We start from the raw sequence: 15,847 nt of genomic DNA on the forward strand, positions 1-15,847 counted from the left end.
GATTGGGCTCCGCTTGCTTGAGGTGTTGGGCTAGGCGATTTCACGCCAGTCGAGCCCGTGTTCCTGATTCGCCACCTGGAGCCAGTCCGGGTCGCACCCAAGGGTGTCGACAAAGCACTGGCGCGCCAGATGTGGCAGGTTGTTCTTGCTGCTGAGGTGGGCCAGCACCAGGTGTTGCAGGTTGCTCCAGCCCAACTCGTGCACCAGGCGCGCGGCCTGGTGATTGTTCAAATGCCCTTGCATGCCACCCACCCGCCGCTTCAGGAAGGCCGGGTAGTGCCCGCGCGCCAGCAGGTCGCTACAGTGGTTGGCCTCGATCAACAGAGCATCCAGCCCTTGGTAGCGCTCCAGCAGCCGCGTGTCGTACGAGCCCAGGTCGGTCAGCATGCCGAAGCGCCGCTGGCCATCGCTGATCACGTACTGCAGCGGCTCGTAGGCATCGTGCTCGACCCGCGCCGCAGTCACTTCCAGGCTGCCGATCGGCAGGCTTTCGCCGCAAGCGAGAAAACCGGCCACCTCCACCGGTTTGCGCATGCCGCGCAAGGTCCCTTGGCTGAGGTAGACCGGTACATTGTAGCGCCGCGACAGCAAGCCGACCCCATGCACGTGGTCGGCATGTTCGTGGGTAACCAATACCGCACTGAGCTGGGCCGGCGACACGCCGAGCAGCGCCAGGCGCCGCTCGGTCTCGCGCAGGGAAAAGCCGCAATCGACCAGGATGAAGGTGTCACCACTGGCGATCAGCGTGCCGTTTCCCTGGCTGCCGCTTCCGAGTACCGCGAAGCGCACTTAGCCCAGGTGATCCTGGATGGCGCTGAGTACGCGGCGGGCAACATCGGCCGGGGCCACGGTGTTGATGTTCTTCTCGACCGTGACCTGCACGCTCTCACCGACCTTGCTCAGGCGTACCTGATAACGCTCGGCACGGGCTTCACGCTCTTCCTTGGTCGGTTCGCTGCCAAACATGCGGCCGAAGAAACCAGGCTCGTTCTGCTTGTCTTCCGGCTTTTCCGACAGGTTGATGTAGTACAGGCCCAGGCTGCGGTTGATGTCCTCGACGCGCCATTCGCCGCCCTGCTCCAGGGCACGGCCCACGCTGGACCAGGCGCGGTCCAGGTCGGCACCCAGGTACAGCACCGGGTTGCCACTGCCGTCTTCGCTCAGGCTGACGCGGCTGGGGGCGTCGAAGTCGCGCGCGGCCAGCAGCGATACCGAACCGCCCTTCTCGGCACTGCGGTTCATGCTGGCGAGCATTTCGTCGACCAGCAGGGCATCGGCCCCGGTATTGCTGGAGGTAGACGGGAATGCAGGCTCGGCCGTGCTGCCAGCCGGGCGCTCGACGCTGACCACGTACACCTCGGAGGTGTTGCGCTGCACGCCAGGCTCCATGCGAACGCGCACGCGCACTTCGCTGTCACTGCTGCTGGCCGTGCTGGCCAGGCGCTGGCCGAGGGAGGCCGAGAGTTCATCGAAACGCTGCCAGGTGGTGTTGAACTCACCGGTCTGCGGACGCTCTTCGGCGATGCGGAAGCCGTTGTCCTCGAAGAACTGACGCGCCACCGGCCACACCTCGGCCGGCGAGTGCTGGGCCAGCACCCAACGGCTGCTGCCGCTGCGCTGCAGGCTGTAGTCGGTGACCTGGGCGGCGCCACCGGTCAACGGTTGCGGGCGCGGCACTTCGAACTCGCCAGTGGCGTTGTCGTCGGCAACGTTACGCGGAATCGGCAGCAGCGGGTCAAGGCGCTTGACGTTGCTGGCGTCCGGCGGCAGCTGCATCGGCGCGGTCGGGTGCGCCTGCAGGTAATCGCTGCCGCGGTCGCGGAAATAGCCATCCTCGCCCCACAGCCAGCCACACCCACTGGTGCTGGAGATGATCAGGGCAAGGGCGGAAAGACCAGCCAGTCGCTTCATGCGGTGTACTTCCTCTTAAACCAGTACGCCGGACTGGCGCAAGGCAGTACGGACTTTTTCGTGGCAGCCTTCGCTCAGCCAGGTCAGTGGCAGGCGAATGCCCTTGTGCATCAGGCCCATTTCGACGAGTGCCCATTTCACCGGGATCGGGTTGGACTCGCAGAACAGGTCTTTGTGCAGCGGCATGAGTTTTTCGTTGATTGCGCGGGCCTTCTCGGCATTGCCCGCAAGGGCGGCCTCGCACAGGTCGGCCATTTCGCGCGGGGCGACGTTGGCGGTAACGGAAATGTTGCCCTTGCCGCCCATCAGGATCAGCTCGACGGCGGTCGGGTCGTCACCGGACAGGACGATGAAATCGCGGTCGACGCCATCGAGGATGGCCTTGGCGCGGGCCAGGTCGCCGGTGGCTTCCTTGATGCCGATGATGTTCTTGACCTTCGACAGGCGGACCACGGTCTCGGCCTGCATGTCGCAGGAGGTGCGGCCGGGTACGTTGTAGAGGATCTGCGGGATGTCGACGGCTTCGGCAATGTGCTTGAAGTGCTGGTACAGGCCTTCCTGGGTCGGCTTGTTGTAGTACGGCACGACCAGCAGGCAGGCGTCGGCACCAGCGCTCTTGGCGTTCTGCGTCAGGTGCACGGCTTCGGCAGTGGAGTTGGCACCGGTGCCGGCAATGACCGGGACGCGGCGGCTGCTGCGCTTGACACGCTCGACCACGTGCTTGATGACCAGGATGTGTTCTTCGACATCCAGCGTGGCCGACTCGCCGGTGGTGCCGACAGCGACGATCGCGTGGGTGCCGTTTTCCAGGTGGAAGTCTACAAGTTTGTCGAGGCTGTCCCAGTCAAGACGCCCTTGTGCATCCATGGGAGTGACCAACGCCACCATACTGCCCGCAATCATGTAACTGCTCCTGCCGGAAAAAGAGAGCGGTAATGGTACTGGGGGCATCGGCCTTGCACAAGCGAAGCAGGCGGGCGGAGCATTCCCCTCGGCGCCTTATTTCGCTACCCTTGATGCTTTGATCGGTGCAGCGCGGCCCGCCGGGCCGTCGACCTTGCTCCCCGCCAGCGTCCACGACCTCGCATGCGAGCCCAGGGGCCTGCCGACAGGAGGCTTTCGCCCGTCCTGTGCCGACCGCTCATCGCTTTAGGAATGCTGCATGTCCACCCCCACCGTCCGCGAACAATTCCTTGTCATCAGTGCCCTGGGCCCGAACCCCATGGAACTGGCCAACGTCCTCAGCCGCGCTGCGTTCGAGAACCGCTGCGCGGTGGTCACCTCGCGCCTGAGCCGCCATGGCGAGACCAGCGCCCTGGTACTGCAGGTGGGTGGCAGCTGGGATGCCCTGGCACGCCTCGAAGCCATGCTGCCGGGCCTGGGCAAGAAGCACGGCCTGACCCTCGACGTGGTGCGCAGCGCCGACCAGGAAGTGCGCCCGCAGGCCCTGCCCTATGTGGCCTACGTCAGCGCCGCCTACCGCCCGGACATCATCAACGAGCTGTGCCAGTTCTTCCTCGACCACCGCGTCGAGCTGGAAGCCATGACCTGCGATACCTACCTGGCGCCACAAACCGGCAGCAGCATGCTCAATGCCCAGTTCACCGTGATCCTGCCGGCCGGCACCCAGATCAGCTGGCTGCGTGACCAGTTCCTCGACTTCGCCGACGCGCTGAACCTGGATGCGCTGATCGAGCCCTGGCGCCCACAGAACCCCATGTAAGGAGCCACCATGGCCGTAGCACTCGACCAACCGGTCGCCGATTTCCAGGCCCAGGCTACCAGCGGGCAAACCGTGAGCCTGGGCGAACTCAAGGGCCGCCAGGTGGTGGTGTACTTCTACCCGAAGGACAGCACGCCGGGCTGCACCACCGAAGGCCAGGGTTTCCGTGACCAGCATGACGCCTTTGCCGCGGCCAACACCGTGGTGTTCGGTGTGTCGCGCGACGGCATCAAGTCGCATGAGAACTTCAAGGCCAAGCAAGGCTTCCCGTTCGAGCTGATCAGCGACAAGGACGAGGCGCTGTGCCAGCTGTTCGACGTGATCAAGCTGAAGAAGCTGTATGGCAAGGAATACCTGGGCGTCGACCGCAGCACCTTCCTGATCGACAAGGACGGTGTGCTGCGCCAGGAATGGCGTGGGGTGAAGGTGCCGGGGCATGTGGATGCCGTGTTGGCTGCTGCCCAGGCCTTGAACAAGGCTTGAGATTGCTGTGGGCTGCTTTTGCAGCCCTTTGCGGGCACGCCCGCTCCCACAGAAATCGAGCCGGAACCTGTGGGAGCGGGCGTGCCCGCGAAGGGCCGCAAAGCGGCCCCAATTACATCAAAGCATCGGCGAAACACTCGGCTCCTGCCGCGGCCAGGCATCCAGCACGGCCTTGATCAAGGTCGCCAGCGGGATCGCGAAGAAGATCCCCCAGAACCCCCACAGCCCGCCAAACAGCAATACCGCGCAAATGATCGCCACCGGGTGCAGGCTCACCGCCTCGGAGAACAGCAGCGGCACCAGCACGTTGCCGTCCAGCGCCTGGATGATCGCGTACACCGTCATCAGGTAGATGAACTGGTCACCCCAACCCCACTGGAACAAGGCAATCAGGGTGACCGGCACGGTGACCACCACCGCCCCCACGTACGGCACCACCACCGACAGCCCCACCAGCAGGGCCAGCAACGCGGCGTAGTTGAGCCCGAGGCTGATGAAGGCGATATAAGTGGCAATGCCGCAGATCAGGATTTCGATGCCCTTGCCGCGGATATAGTTGGCAATCTGCCGGTTCATCTCGCTGCCCACGCGGTTCAGCAGGGTGCGCTGGCGCGGCAGGTAGCCGCTGACCCAGCGGCCGATCAGTTCGCGGTCCTTAAGGAAGAAAAACACCAGGATCGGCACCAGCACCAGGTAGATCATGGCGTTGACCAGCAACGGCAGGCTGGACAGCGAGAAGGTCAGTGCCCATTGGCCGAACTTGCCGATCTCCCCGCGCACCGACTCGATGGCGTGCAGCACCTGCTCGTCCGATACCAGGTGCGGGTAACGCTCGGGCAATAGCAACAGCAGCGACTGCCACTTGCCGAGCATGCCCGGCAGCTCGTTGAACAGGGTGATCAACTGGTGCCACAGCAGCGGCACCAGCACCAGCATGAACACCGCCAGCGCACCGATGAACAGGGCGAACACCAGCATCACCGCCAACCGGCTCGGTACCCGCAGGCGCTCCAGGGCATTGACCAGCCCCTGCATGAGGAACGCCAGCACCATGCCCGCCAGCACCGGCGCGAGCATGCCGCCCAAGGTCAGTACTGCAGTGAAAGCCAGGAACAGCAAGACCGCCAGCACCACCGCTTCCTCATCCGAGAAGTAGCGCTGCATCCAGTCGCGAAGCACTTTGAACATTGACGATCCTTGGAAAGACTCAGGCCTTGCGTAGCCAGTAAGTGTAGGTGCCAGCCTCGGCCGTCTCCTGCAGCAGGGTATGACCGGCCAGGCGGGCGAAAGTGCGGAAGTCGCGCTGTGAACCGGCGTCGGTGGCGATTACCTTGAGCACCGCGCCGCTGGCCAGGCGGTTGAGCTCCATCTTGGCCTTCAGCAGCGGCAACGGGCAATTCAGCCCGCTGGCGTCCAGCTCGGCGTCACAGGTCAGGGTGTCACTCATTGCGGGGCTCTCCAAAGGCATCGCCAGGCTGCTTCTCGATCAGGTCGGCTAGGATAGCGCCACTGGTCGCCAACGTGTGAGCCCGCTACAGTAGGTATCTTTGACCGACGCGAGTTTCATGCATGAATCTACTGCGCCCTACCCTGCTGACGCTGGCCTGCCTGATGGCCCTCCCCGGCCATGCTGACGACCTGCCATCACTGGGCGACGCCAGTTCCGCGATCGTTTCGCCACAACAGGAGCACCAGCTTGGCCGTGCCTGGCTGAGCCTGCTGCGTGGCCAGGTCAACCAGCTGAACGATCCGCAGCTCAAGGATTATGTCGAAACCAGCGTGTACCGGTTGGCCGAGACCAGCCAGCTACAGGACCGGCGCCTGGAATTCATCCTCATCGACAGCCGTGAACTGAACGCCTTCGCTGCCCCGGGCGGCATTGTCGGGGTCAACGGCGGGCTGTTCCTCAACGCCCAGACCGAAGGCGAGTACGCCTCGGTACTGGCCCACGAACTGGCGCACTTGTCGCAACGCCACTTCGCCCGCGGCGTCGAGGCCCAGCAGCGCATGCAGCTGCCGATGATGGCGGCGCTGCTGGCCGGTATCGTGCTGGCGGCGGGCGGCGGTGGCGATGCCGGTATCGGCGTGATCGCCGGCACCCAGGCGGCGGCGATCCAGGAACAGCGCCGCTTCTCGCGGCAGAACGAACAAGAAGCCGACCGCATCGGCATCCAGAACCTGGAAAAGGCCGGTTACGACCCGCGCAACATGCCGACCATGTTCGAGCGCCTGGCGCGGCAGTACCGCTATGACGCCAAGCCACCGGAATTCCTGCTGACCCACCCGGTGACCGAGTCGCGTATCGCCGACACCCGCAACCGTGCCGAGCAGGCACCCAAGGGCGGTGTCGAGGACAGCATGCGCTACCAGCTGATCCGTGCCCGGGTGGCACTGACCTACGAAGGCACCCCGGGGCTGGCGGCCAAGCGTTTCCGCGCCCAGCTCGACGAAGACCCGAAGCTGGACGCCGCGCGCTACGGCCTGGCCCTGGCGCAGATCAAGGGCGGCCAGCTCAACGAAGCGCGTGAGCTACTCAAGCCACTGCTGGCCAAGGCGCCCAACGACATCACCTACAACCTGGCGCAAATCGACCTGGACATCACCAACAACCGCCTGGCCGATGCCCAGCAGCGGGCCGAGCGCATGCAGGGGCTGTACCCGGGCAACTACCCGCTGAAGCAGGTACGTGCCGATTTGCTGGTGAAGCAGAACAAGCCAGCCGAGGCCGAAAAGGTGTTGGACGAACTGGTGAAGAGCCGCCCGGATGACCCGGACGTGTGGTACGACATGGCGGAAGTGCGTGGCTTGTCGGGCAATACCATCGGCTTGCACCGCGCGCGGGCTGAATACTTCACGCTGGTGGGGGATTTCGACCAGGCGATCCAGCAGCTGGATTACGCCAAGCGTCGGGCTGGCGGCAACTTCCCGCTGGCAGCGCAGATTGACCAGCGTCAGCGCGAGATCATGGAGCAGCAGCGCATGGTGCGGGAGATGATGGGGCGCTGAGGGCCATTCGCGGGCAGGCCCGCCCCCACAGCTCCTGCACCGCCCTTACAAGCGCTGCGGTACCTGTGGGAGCGGGCCTGCCCGCGAAGAAAGCGACGCGGTCTGGCGTCAGGCGTTACCGGACAACTTCAGGCGTGCCGCCTGGGTAAAGTCCAGCATGCGGTTCAGCGGCTTGATCGCCTTCGGCACCAGCGCCGGGTCGACGAAGATCTCGTTGGTGCCCTTGCGCAGGCAATCCAGCACCCGCTCCAGGGTATTCATCGCCATCCACGGGCAGTGCGCACAGCTGCGGCAGGCCGCGCCGTTACCGGCAGTCGGGGCCTCGACGAACGCCTTGTCCGGGCACAGCTGCTGCATCTTGTAGAAGATGCCGCGGTCGGTGGCGACGATGAAGGTCTTGTTCGGCAGGGTCTGGGCAGCCTTGATCAGCTGGCTGGTGGAGCCGACCGCGTCGGCCAGTTCGATCACCGCCTCGGGCGACTCCGGGTGCACCAGGATCGCTGCATCCGGATACAGCGCTTTCATGTCGGCCAGCTGGCGCGACTTGAACTCTTCGTGAACGATGCAGGCACCGTCCCACAGCAGCATGTCGGCACCGGTTTGCTTCTGGATATAGCGGCCCAGATGCTGGTCGGGGCCCCAGATGATGGTTTCGCCGTTGTCCATCAGGCTTTCGACGATTTCCAGCGCGCAGCTTGAAGTCACCACCCAGTCGGCACGGGCTTTCACCGCCGCAGAGGTGTTGGCGTAGACCACCACGGTGCGCTCGGGGTGCTGGTCGCAGAAGGCCGAGAACTCTTCCACCGGGCAGCCCAGGTCGAGCGAGCAGGTAGCCTCCAGGGTCGGCATCAGCACGCGCTTTTCCGGGGTGAGGATCTTGGCGGTCTCGCCCATGAAACGCACACCGGCAACCACTACGGTTTGCGCCGGGTGGTTCTTGCCGAAGCGGGCCATTTCCAGCGAGTCGGACACGCAGCCGCCGGTTTCTTCGGCCAGCGCCTGGATGACCGGGTCGCAGTAGTAATGGGCGACCAGCACGGCGTTCTGCGCCTTGAGCTCGGCAGCGATGGCCGCACGGTATTCGGCCTCCTGCTCGGCTGTCAGCGGGTTGGGCTGCTTGGCGTCGAGGTGGGCCTGAACCAACAGGCGTTCGGAAATCTGGGTCATGATCGCTGGACCTGCAGGCGCGTGCGCGCGTCAAATCGAGTGTATCACCCGGCCCTGACAGATCGGCTAAGGGTGCCGGACGGCACGCAGGCCGCCACGGCCCTCTGCGGGCGCGGATTATTATCGGAGGCCGAAGGCTACAGATAATCCGGCGATTTCTAAAGCGGTTTTTGTGTTGCCTGTGCCGGCGACCAGGCCGGCACAGGAGAAGCGATCAACCCTGCGGCGACAGCGCGCCCAGGTGCGAGGCCATGAGCATGGCGAACTCTTCCACGGTCATCTTCTGGCCGTTGAAGTCGACCATGCCGTCGGCATAGTGCAGGCTGCTCACCACATCGGTGCCCTGCACCGTGGCCATGCCGCTCTGCAGCGCCATCATGCCGACCATTTCCCCGGCCTGGCTCGATTGCAAGGCGATGGCCTGGGCGTCGGTCTGGCCATCGAGCAGCGCCTGCAAGGTCGCCAGGTCACCGATCATCGGCTTGGACAGCGACAGCTTGCTCTTCACCTCGGTGATCAGTTGCTTGCCGAGCTGATCGGGTGGCAGGTCGAAGCTCGCCGGGGCGGCAAAGCCCATCGACAGGTCGAAGCGGCTTTCGCCATTGGCAGTCTTGAACGACAGGTTTTCCACCGCCACCCGCGGCTTGGCGGCCAGCAGCTTCTGCAGGTCGGCCTGGAACCGGGCTTTTTCTGCCTCGTCCATCTGGATTTCCGGCATCGGCTCGCCGGCAGCCGCAGCCGCCTCGAACTCCGGCAGGTGCGACTGGTACCACGCCGACAGCGCCTGCAGCGCCGGCGCATTGAGCGAAGAGACGCTTACCGCCATCTGCGCCTTGCCCACCGCCCGGTCATCCCAGCGGATATCCTCTACCTTGTATTCCACGCGGCCACCGACAGTGTCCGCCCCTTCCAGGGTTTGCCGGATATTCTGCTGCAGGCCCTTGACCAGCAGCACCTGCTGCTTGGGCCCCAGGGTGACCTTGGTTTCGGCCAGCGCCAGGTCGACGTTGCCGACATAGATGGCCTCGTGCCCGGTAGCCGACAACTGGCCATCGATCTTCAGGCCCGTGAGTTCGACGGTGGCTGGCGGCTGGTCATCGCTTACCAGCTTCATCAGCAAACGGTCGGCCTGGCCGCTGAAGGTCGAGGCCTTGCCTTGCTGGTCACCACTGACCCGCAGCTGCATGCCAGAGAAGTCGAGGCGGCTGCCGTCCGCTTCATCAAGCTTGACCGGGGCAAACTGGACCAGGCTGGTGACATTGCCGTCGTAACCCAGGCTGGTCTGTGCAGTGACCGGAGCCTGCTCGCCCGCTGCCGCAAACCACGGCGCGGTGGTGTCGTCTTTCTGCAGCGTGCTGCTGCTGACCGCCAGCACCGGCATCAGCTGCAGCGCCTTGACCCGCGACCAGGGGAACGGGCCGTGCTCGATCTGGTCGGTCACGCCCACGTCGAAGCTCACCACTTCGCCATCGCCCAGGCGGATATCCCGGGCCTTGAGCCGGTACTGGGCGGTACTGCTGAAGAAACGTTGCTCCAGCGACACCCGCTCGATACTCATGCTGCCACCGGTGCTTGCCAGGGCCTTCTTGAGTTCGGTGTTGCTGCGCAGCAGGGCGTTGTCCAGCTCTGCGGGCAGCTGCTTGCCGGTGTACCAGGCGCCAACGGGAATTGCGACGGCGATGGCGATAGCCAGGCCGGAAAGGATGCCAACTGATTTCTTCATGAATGGAACCGATTTGTCCGTAAGGGGTTCGTAGGCGGCCCAGTGCCGCTGGACGGCAAGAGTACCACCGCAGCCCGCGCCTGGCGCTGGCCCAACGCGATAAATCCGGTTTTTGGGAAACGCCTGACAGGCCCTGCAAGGCAGGCTGTTGATTGTAAATTTTTACGAACACGCAGATTGATCAAAACCGCAAAAAAACGCGCACAAACCGAACAAAACCCAGGTTTGATCGATAGATATTTCAGTTACGTAACATCTTGTCATGTTTAACTTGACACCAACCTACGCATCGTTTTTTATTTTCACCACTTTGCGCGTTTCCCCGCGCCTCCCGCCGCTCCGACAAAAAAGGTGAACAACATGGAGCCCACCCGCTCGCCCTTGCCGCATGCGCAATACCCCGTGCCCGCCGTTTACGCCCAGTCGCAGGAGCCATGCCAGCATGCAGCCTGACTTCAGCGCTTCCGGCAACCCGCAACTGCGCAAAACCCTGCGCCTCTGGCACGTGATCATCATCGGCCTGGCCTACCTGACGCCAATGACCGTGTTCGACACCTTTGGCATCGTCTCCGGGATTACCGCCGGCCACGTACCCAGCGCCTACATCCTGGCGCTGGCGGGGATCCTGTTCACTGCCATCAGCTACGGCACCCTGGTCAGACGTTTCCCGCAATCAGGTTCGGCCTACACCTACACCCAACGCGCGATCAACCCACACGTGGGCTTTCTGGTCGGCTGGTCGTCGTTGCTCGACTACCTGCTGTTGCCGATGGTCAACGCACTGCTGGCGAAGCTGTACCTTTCGGCCATGTTCCCGGAAGTACCGGAGTGGATGTGGGTGGCCGGTTTCGTCACCCTGATCAGCCTGATCAACATGCGCAGCGTGAACCTGGTGGCGCACTTCAACCTGCTGTTCGTGGCGGTGCAGGTGGCGATCATCGCGGTGTTCATCTACCTGTGCGTGCGCGGCCTGGACGCGGGTGAAGGGCTGGGTACCGCGTGGAGCCTGCTGCCGTTCGCCGACGACCAGACCCAGCTCAGCGCCCTGGCGGCCGGTGCGACCATCCTGTGCTTCTCGTTCCTCGGCTTCGATGCGGTCACTTGCCTGTCCGAAGAAACCCGCGACCCAAGCAAGACCATCCCGCGGGCAATCTTCCTCACCGCCCTGATCGGTGGCGCGGTGTTCATCACCGTGTCGTACTTCATCCAGGCCTACTTCCCGACCATGGCACGCTTCCACGACCACGAAGCGGCACTGCCGGAAATCGCCCTGTATGTCGGTGGCAAGCTGTTCCAGTCGATTTTTATCGCCTGCACGGTGATCAATACCATCGCCTCGGGACTGGCCTCGCAGACCAGCGTGTCGCGCCTGCTGTACGTGATGGGCCGTGACAACGTGATCCCGGCCAGCCTGTTCGCCCGCCTGCACTCGCGTTACAAGACGCCGGTGCTGAACATTGCCGTGGTCGGGCTGATTTCGCTGTCGGCGATCTTCTTCGACCTGGTCACCGCCACGTCGATCATCAACTTCGGCGCCCTGGTCGCATTCAGCTTCGTCAACCTGTCGGTGATCAACCACTGCTACCTGCGCGAAGGCAAGCGCCAGGGCCTGGCCAACCAGCTGACGTACCTGGTCGCACCGACCATCGGCTTCTGCATCATCGTCTCGCTGTGGCTGGACCTGAATGCCAACTCGTTGCTGTTCGGCGGGGTCTGGGCCGTGCTCGGCGTGCTGTACCTGGCCTGGCTGACCAAAGCCTTCAGGGACTCGCCGCCCAACTACATTGCTGAATGACCCACGCTGCCGCCAACGCCCGCGCCTGTTCGCGGGCGTTGCATTTGATCGAAAAGGAAAGCCCTGATGCCGCTGCGTCGCCTCTCCATCCAGTGGAAAATCACCCTGCTTGCCGGCTTGTGCCTGCTGGCCATCGTCGCCCTGCTGGTGACAACCTCGCTGGCCCAGGCCCGGCGCAGCGCGGAACTGGTCAACCTGGCCAACACCGAAATGCTCGACAACAGCGCGCGCCAGCGCCTGCAAGCCCTTGCCGAAACCCAGGCGCTGCGTACCCAGCGCTATTTCATGGACGCCTATCAGTACGCCAATGGCTTCGCCCGCCTGGTGCAGGTACTCAAGGCCCGCGGCGGCAGCGACCTGCGTAGCGAACTGACGCGCCAGGCCCGTGCCAGCCTGGCCGACAACCCGGCTGTGATCGGCCTGTACCTGGTGTTCCAGCCCGACGCCCTCGGCCAGGACAGCCAGTATGTCGGCCAGGAGGCGACGGGCAGCAATGACAGCGGGCGCTTCTCGCTGTACTGGTCGCAGCCCAGCCCCGGCACCCTTGAGCTCGAAGCCATGCCGGAATCGATGCTCGGCGACGCCGGTATCGGCAGCAATGGCGTGGCGAAGAACCGCTGGCTGACCTGCCCGCAGGAGACTGCCAGCGCCTGCGTGCTGGAGCCCTACCTCGACGACGTGAATGGCCGCCAGGTGCTGATGACCAGCATTGCTCTGCCGCTGCTGGAGCACGGCAAGGTGGTCGGCGTGGTCGGCCTGGACATCGGCCTGAGCAACCTGCAGCAACTGAGCCTGGATGGCCGCCGGGAGCTGTTCGACGGCCAGGGCCAGGTCAGTATCGCCAGCGCCAGCGGCCTGCTGGCCGGCAACAGCCGTGACGCCAGCACACTCGGCAAGCCCATGGACAAGGCGGTAGCCGACGGCCTGTTGCGCGTGGCGCACCCCTTCACACCGATCCCCGGCACCGCCAACTGGCAGGTGTTGCTGGAAGTACCGGAAAGCGTGCTGCAGGCTCCCGCCGCCGCCCTCAACCAGCGCCTGGACCAGCATAACCAGAGCGCCAACCTCATCAGCCTGCTGGTCGGCCTGGGCGCTGCGGTCGCCGGCTTGCTGCTGATAGGGTTGACCGCACGCGGCGTTTCCCGGCCGATCCTGGCGGTGGCCGCGCGCCTGAAAGACATCGCCAGCGGCGAAGGCGACCTCACCCGGCGCCTGGACTACGCCCGCCAGGACGAACTGGGCCAGCTCAGCGGCTGGTTCAACCGCTTCCTCGACAAGCTGCAACCGGTGATTGCCCAGGTCAAGGGTTCACTGCAGCAGGCCCGCGACACCGCCGACCAGTCGGCGGCCATTGCCAGCCAGACCAGCAACGGCATGCAGCAACAGCACCGCGAGATCGAACAGGTGGCCACCGCCGCCAACGAAATGAGCGCCACCGCCCTGGATGTCGCCCATAACGCCGCGCAGGCGGCGCAGGCCGCACGCGCCGCCGACCAGGCCAGCCGCGAAGGCCTGCAATTGATCGACAGCACGCGTCAGGGCATCGACCGCCTGGCCGCCGGCATGGACACCGCCATGGGCGAGGCGCGCGCGCTGGAGGATCGCAGCGGGCAGATCGGCTCGGTACTGGAAGTGATCCGCAGCATCGCCGAACAGACCAACCTGCTGGCCCTCAATGCCGCCATCGAGGCCGCCCGCGCCGGCGAAGCCGGGCGTGGCTTTGCCGTGGTCGCCGATGAAGTGCGCGGCCTGGCCCAGCGCACGCAGACATCGGTGGAAGAAATTCGCCAGGTCATCGAAGGTTTGCAGCAAGGCACCCAGGATGTGGTGGACGCCATGCACCAAGGCCAACGCCAGGCCCAGGCCAGCGCCCTGGGAATGGAGCAGGCACTGCCAGCCCTGCAGCGCATCGGCGAAGCGGTGGCGGTGATCAGCGACATGAACCTGCAGATTGCCTCGGCGGCCGAAGAGCAGAGCGCAGTGGCCGAGGAAGTGAACCGCAACGTGGCGGGCATTCGCGACGTGACCGAATCGCTGGCCGGCCAGGCCGACGAATCGGCGCGGATCAGCCAGGCCCTGAACCGGCTGGCCAACCAGCAGCAGGCGCTGATGGAGCAGTTCCGCGTCTAACCTGTCAGGGCCACTGCGCCTTTTCGCGGGCTTGCCCGCTCCCACAGGTTTTGTACCGACACCGAAGGCGGCACCGGACCTGTGGGAGCGGGCGAGCCCGCGAAGAGGCCCTGACAGGCGATACAGAATCAATGTTTTTTACCGAGCACATCTTATGCAAACCGCAACCCGCTCCACCTTCTTCGACCTCACCAGCGAACAGGGCCTGCTACGTACCTCGATCGCCGTGACCCTGTTCATCGCCCTTATCGGCATCGCCTTCGGCCTGGCTTCTGGCTCGTTCTCCATCGTCTTCGATGGCGTCTACTCGCTGGTCGACGCCAGCATGAGCGGGCTGTCACTGGTGGTGGTCAGGCTGATCACCGCGCATACCACCAGCGTGCAGATGTCGCGCAAGCTGCGCGAGCGCTTCACCATGGGGTTCTGGCACCTTGAGCCGATGGTGCTGGCGCTTAATGGCATCCTCCTGAGCAGCGTGGCCATCTATGCACTGATCAACGCCGTCAGCAGCCTGCTGCAAGGCGGGCGCCACCTGGAGTTCGGCATCGCCATGGTCTACGCGCTGCTGACCGTCATCGCCTGCGTGACCATCGCCGTGGTCGAGGCCCGCGCCAACCGCAAGCTGGGCTCGGATTTCGTGCGCATGGACGTCAAAGGCTGGGTGATGTCGGCCAGCATCACCGCCGCCCTGCTGATCGCCTTCTGCTTTGGCTACGCCGTGCAAGGCACGCAATGGGAGTGGGTGTCGCCGTACATCGACCCGGCGGTGCTGGCGCTGGTGTGCCTGGTGATCGTGCCGCTGCCGATGGCGGTGGTGCGCCAGGCGCTTTCGGAAATCTTCCTGGTGACACCGGGCGACCTCAAGCTGCATGTGGATGAAGTGGCCAAGGCCTTCGTCGCCCGCCACGGGCTGCAGTCGTACCGCGCCTATGTGGCCAAGGTCGGGCGCTCGCGGGAAATCGAGCTGTACTTCATCGTGCCGAAGAGCATGGCGGCGAAAAGCATCGATGAATGGGATGCGTGGCGCAACGAGATCGGGGATGCGGTGGGCGGCGAAGGGCCGGACCGCTGGCTGACGGTGGTGTTTACCGGCGACCCGGAGTGGGCCGAGTGAAACGCAGTGCTGCCAAAGGCCGATCATGATCCTGGGCCATTTGCTATGATCGCGCAAAACTTGGCGGAGCCGGACGCATGCTTAACCCCCTGAAAATCATCAAGGAAAATCGCTACAAGAGGTTGGTCAGGGCATCAGGCGGAAAGCTTGCAGGCGGCACCGACACCTTCAGCAAGGGCGCGCAAGCCCACATCGAGGCCCCGGTCCAGCTCGGGCATATTCGTATCGAGGCGAGCAACCTGAGCATCGGCGCCCACACCTACATACGCAGTGACTGCACGCTGTCGAAGGTAGCCTCGATCGGGCGGTTCTGCTCCATCGGGTCTGGCTGCACCCTCGGCCAGGAAAAGAACACGCACCCCTCGGCCTGGGTGAGCACCCACCCGTTCCAGTACGAAAACAATCGGCTTCGCTACGATCCGCAGGTTTCCTACGCCAACATTGGCCATGACGTATGGATAGGGGCTGACGCCACCGTGCTTGAAGGCGTGACGGTGGGTACAGGCGCGATCATCGCCACGCGGGCGCTGGTTACACGAGACGTGCCACCTTATGCGATCGTGGGCGGCAATCCGGCCAGGATCATCCGCTTTCGCCACCCCGATGACCTGATCGAACGGCTGCTGGCGAGCAAATGGTGGGAGCTGGAACTCGACACGCTCAAATCACTGCCGCTCGACCACCCTTCGCAGTTTCTGGAGGCCCTCGAAGCCCTCGGGCCGAAAGCGGCTGCCAGCTACAAGACACTGAGGCTGAATAAACGCGGCGCGACCCAACTGTAGGTCGGCGGGCTGC

Annotated in this window: 14 protein-coding genes and 1 pseudogene; 8 read left to right on the forward strand and 7 right to left on the reverse strand. The window is 64.4% G+C overall.

Annotation, left to right across the window (positions count from 1 at the left end):
- Positions 1-30: 30 nt before the first annotated feature.
- The 3 genes from ACLEJP_RS18320 to dapA are packed head-to-tail and all read right to left on the reverse strand — an operon-like array spanning position 31 to position 2,814.
- A complete protein-coding gene (locus ACLEJP_RS18320) occupies positions 31-789 on the reverse strand; it encodes an MBL fold metallo-hydrolase (RefSeq protein ID WP_440808590.1) in 759 nt (252 codons plus the stop codon).
- Positions 790-1,911, reverse strand: coding sequence for an outer membrane protein assembly factor BamC (bamC, locus tag ACLEJP_RS18325; RefSeq protein ID WP_440808592.1), 1,122 nt, complete (start codon positions 1,909-1,911; stop codon positions 790-792).
- 15 nt (positions 1,912-1,926) lie between these two features.
- On the reverse strand, positions 1,927-2,814 hold the full coding sequence (dapA, locus tag ACLEJP_RS18330; protein WP_440808594.1) for a 4-hydroxy-tetrahydrodipicolinate synthase: 888 nt from the start codon (positions 2,812-2,814) through the stop codon (positions 1,927-1,929).
- Positions 2,815-3,073: 259 nt separating this feature from the next.
- On the opposite strand from dapA, the gene ACLEJP_RS18335 reads away from it, so the two are divergent.
- Together ACLEJP_RS18335 and ACLEJP_RS18340 are read left to right on the forward strand one after the other, a co-directional pair.
- Positions 3,074-3,634 (forward strand): glycine cleavage system protein R, encoded by a 561-nt coding sequence (locus ACLEJP_RS18335; RefSeq protein ID WP_013973793.1) that lies wholly within the window; start codon positions 3,074-3,076, stop codon positions 3,632-3,634.
- A 9-nt stretch (positions 3,635-3,643) separates the two neighbouring features.
- On the forward strand, positions 3,644-4,117 hold the full coding sequence (locus ACLEJP_RS18340) for a peroxiredoxin (RefSeq protein ID WP_225778855.1): 474 nt from the start codon (positions 3,644-3,646) through the stop codon (positions 4,115-4,117).
- A 117-nt stretch (positions 4,118-4,234) separates the two neighbouring features.
- Here ACLEJP_RS18340 and ACLEJP_RS18345 read toward each other — a convergent pair whose 3' ends face one another.
- A complete protein-coding gene (locus ACLEJP_RS18345; protein WP_289131102.1) occupies positions 4,235-5,305 on the reverse strand; it encodes an AI-2E family transporter in 1,071 nt (356 codons plus the stop codon).
- A 19-nt stretch (positions 5,306-5,324) separates the two neighbouring features.
- A complete protein-coding gene (locus tag ACLEJP_RS18350; protein ID WP_225778857.1) occupies positions 5,325-5,564 on the reverse strand; it encodes a sulfurtransferase TusA family protein in 240 nt (79 codons plus the stop codon).
- 122 nt (positions 5,565-5,686) lie between these two features.
- On the opposite strand from ACLEJP_RS18350, the gene ACLEJP_RS18355 reads away from it, so the two are divergent.
- A complete protein-coding gene (locus ACLEJP_RS18355) occupies positions 5,687-7,123 on the forward strand; it encodes a M48 family metalloprotease (protein WP_289131103.1) in 1,437 nt (478 codons plus the stop codon).
- Between the two features lie 108 nt (positions 7,124-7,231).
- On the opposite strand, the gene nadA is transcribed toward ACLEJP_RS18355, so the two are convergent.
- Both nadA and ACLEJP_RS18365 read right to left on the reverse strand, forming a co-directional pair.
- A complete protein-coding gene (gene nadA, locus ACLEJP_RS18360; protein ID WP_440808599.1) occupies positions 7,232-8,290 on the reverse strand; it encodes a quinolinate synthase NadA in 1,059 nt (352 codons plus the stop codon).
- A 214-nt stretch (positions 8,291-8,504) separates the two neighbouring features.
- Positions 8,505-10,013: a YdgA family protein gene (locus tag ACLEJP_RS18365; RefSeq protein ID WP_440808601.1), complete on the reverse strand. Its 1,509-nt coding sequence runs from the start codon at positions 10,011-10,013 to the stop codon at positions 8,505-8,507.
- Between the two features lie 442 nt (positions 10,014-10,455).
- Here ACLEJP_RS18365 and ACLEJP_RS18370 point away from each other — a divergent pair, with 442 nt between their 5' ends.
- The 5 genes and pseudogenes from ACLEJP_RS18370 to ACLEJP_RS18390 all read left to right on the forward strand — a co-directional run bounded on the left by ACLEJP_RS18370 (position 10,456) and on the right by ACLEJP_RS18390 (position 15,834).
- The gene (locus tag ACLEJP_RS18370) at positions 10,456-11,808 is read left to right on the forward strand and encodes an APC family permease (RefSeq protein ID WP_440808603.1); all 1,353 of its coding nucleotides are present in this window, start codon (positions 10,456-10,458) and stop codon (positions 11,806-11,808) included.
- Between the two features lie 285 nt (positions 11,809-12,093).
- A pseudogene (locus ACLEJP_RS18375) lies at positions 12,094-13,080 on the forward strand (PDC sensor domain-containing protein); the annotation flags it as partial.
- A gap of 102 nt (positions 13,081-13,182) precedes the next feature.
- Entirely contained in the window at positions 13,183-13,938 is a 756-nt protein-coding gene (locus ACLEJP_RS18380) for a methyl-accepting chemotaxis protein (protein WP_440808668.1), read from the forward strand.
- A 154-nt stretch (positions 13,939-14,092) separates the two neighbouring features.
- Positions 14,093-15,052 carry a cation diffusion facilitator family transporter gene (locus ACLEJP_RS18385; protein ID WP_440808606.1) on the forward strand — a complete coding sequence of 320 codons (960 nt, stop codon included), beginning with the start codon at positions 14,093-14,095 and terminating at the stop codon, positions 15,050-15,052.
- A 77-nt stretch (positions 15,053-15,129) separates the two neighbouring features.
- A complete protein-coding gene (locus ACLEJP_RS18390; RefSeq protein ID WP_440808609.1) occupies positions 15,130-15,834 on the forward strand; it encodes a CatB-related O-acetyltransferase in 705 nt (234 codons plus the stop codon).
- Positions 15,835-15,847: the final 13 nt, after the last annotated feature.

The organism is Pseudomonas sp. SMV7 (genome assembly GCF_052041995.1).
Lineage (GTDB): Bacteria > Pseudomonadota > Gammaproteobacteria > Pseudomonadales > Pseudomonadaceae > Aquipseudomonas.